This window comes from Elusimicrobiota bacterium, from assembly GCA_026388075.1.
GTDB lineage: Bacteria > Elusimicrobiota > Endomicrobiia > Endomicrobiales > JAPLKN01 > JAPLKN01.
Window position 1 is genome coordinate 1 of record JAPLKN010000106.1, and the last position, 2,219, is coordinate 2,219.

The 2,219-nt window shown below is 32.9% G+C and carries 1 protein-coding gene; it reads right to left on the reverse strand.

Annotated elements, in window-relative coordinates; genetic code table 11:
• Positions 1 to 48: 48 nt before the first annotated feature.
• Positions 49 to 2,219, reverse strand: a 2,171-nt coding sequence (locus NT145_05565) for a hypothetical protein (protein MCX5782153.1), incomplete at its 5' end; no start/stop codon positions are given.

Sequence of the window (2,219 nt, forward strand, 5' to 3'; positions counted from 1 at the left end):
CGACCAATATTATCTATAAGTATACTCTATTTTTGAAAAAAAGTCAAATTATTTAGAATTTATTTTCTTTCTAAATTCATCTACAACTTCTTTTGGAATAGCATTTTTCCCTAGTAAACCATTCCATCTATCTACATTCAAAACTCCAGCTTTATCATAGCGTAAGAACATATCTACCATTTTATTAGGAGGAGTGATACTGATTTGGTGTTCAAGGAATTGATAATAGGCATCATCTCTATCAGAATCCAGTCCATTGGCTAATCTTTTAGCCCTGTCTTTATCCGACATTGTTTTATAGGTTGGGCTATTGATAAATTCAAGACCATGCTGATTGATTAATAATGTTAAATCTTCATCTATATACTTATTCTCGGCAGAAGTAAGTAATTTTTTATCCGCTAGAAATCCTAAATGATAACCTGTTTGTAATTCTTCATATCCAGCATCAGATAACCTATAAATTTCTTTAGTTAAGACTTCGTCCATTTTAATAGAACGGATATAAGTATTAGACCTTAACCCAATGAAATCTAAAATATCAGCCATAATAGATGCGGGTTGTCTCCAGTGCTCTACTTCCGATGCGGTTTCAACAGCATTTTGAACTGAAATAGGAGCACCAATACTTTTTACCATCTCTTTCCAAGTTAATTGCCTACCACCAAATGCTTCATTTTGAAGCATATCAATAAATAATCCTACCATTGGTTTCGTTTTATTTTGGGTAAAATCTATTAAAATATTCCACATATCAGGGTCTAAAGCTTGGGGATGAGCAGTATCAGATACCTTTCCAGTAATCGCACTTTTATAATTAGGAATAGCCATAGAGGGCATTAACATATTCCAGAAATGTAATGCTAATCTTGCTATTAAAACATCGTATATAAATCCTGGTCCAATTCGGATTGTAACATCTCTTGTTTCAGTTAAGTTTATAGCCATAAAGGTGCTTGCCCTTGGGTCTGTATTCACTTTCTTATGGAGTAATGTAGCAACTAAAAATGTCAATAATACTTGTCCAAGTATAGCTTTCCAAGATTCTTTAGCACCAATTCCCTTTAATCCTGGAGGGGCAAATCCTAATGGATAAGCAACAGATGTCATCCATGAACCCTTCATTAATCCTGTTGCCCATAATACAACCCTTGATGCATTCAATAATCTACTTCTGCCTATTGGGGCTTGTAATAGAAAAGTTCTGGTATAATCCTGAACATTTTTAATAAGAGTGGGGTCATTAATATCAATACCAGCCAATTTCTTACATTGAAGAATATAATCATTATAGAATTGAAGTGCTCTTATATACCCTGTCCTAAATATAGTTTGAGAGATATTAAATGCTCGTGCTGGGACTTTAAGAAATTTATTTTGTTCGGCAAGCACAAAGATGTCAAATGATGGTAGTTCTTCATATACCTTAGGAAGTAAATTATTCATTCTCCCCATAATAAAATTAGGGTCAGAATAGAATTTTGATAATACTGCAGTCATTACCTGTTGGGGATTTTTGAATGCATCTTGAAAAGTATGCCCAGCTATTTTAGCCCAAGCTATAGGGTGAGCACCCATAAGAAATGATAACTGCAAACCTATAACACTATTATCTAAATTAGCCACTATGCTAATTGATAAATCACTAAAATCTTTCAAACTAATTCCTAATGCTTTCAAAATTGCTTCTGATGTTCCCACTTGTTCTTTTGTGGAAATAACTTGAGTTAGAAAAGAATTCCACGCATCTCGTATATTAGCTGGTTGTGATAATGAGGCAATATAATTGTCAAGAGTATAGAAAGATAAACCAAATTTTGTTTTTGCTTCTTTATCTGTCCATTGTTCAGTGGCTTTGTCAAATTTTGACAGATTTTCGGTTAGGTCTTTTTGAAAATCATTAATCTTGTTTAATTCATCTGGGGTTATATTCACTCCCACTAATTTACCTACCGTATTCTGTAAAATAGGTTTCAAGTCCGTAGACAATATTCTATCAGTTTTTAGGGCAGATAAATTATCTTTGATATTTTGAATAGCTTCCTCCATATTAACCTTAATATTTTGTGTCTTAATCCAATGGGTGGCACTATCTATAATATGACCCTCCAAAGCTGTTTTATTTGTAAAAGAATTTTCAAAAGAATTGTTCTTGGCTAAAGCATTTACACCATAATATCTAACGAATAGTTTAATTCTATCTTCGGAGGTCATCTTAA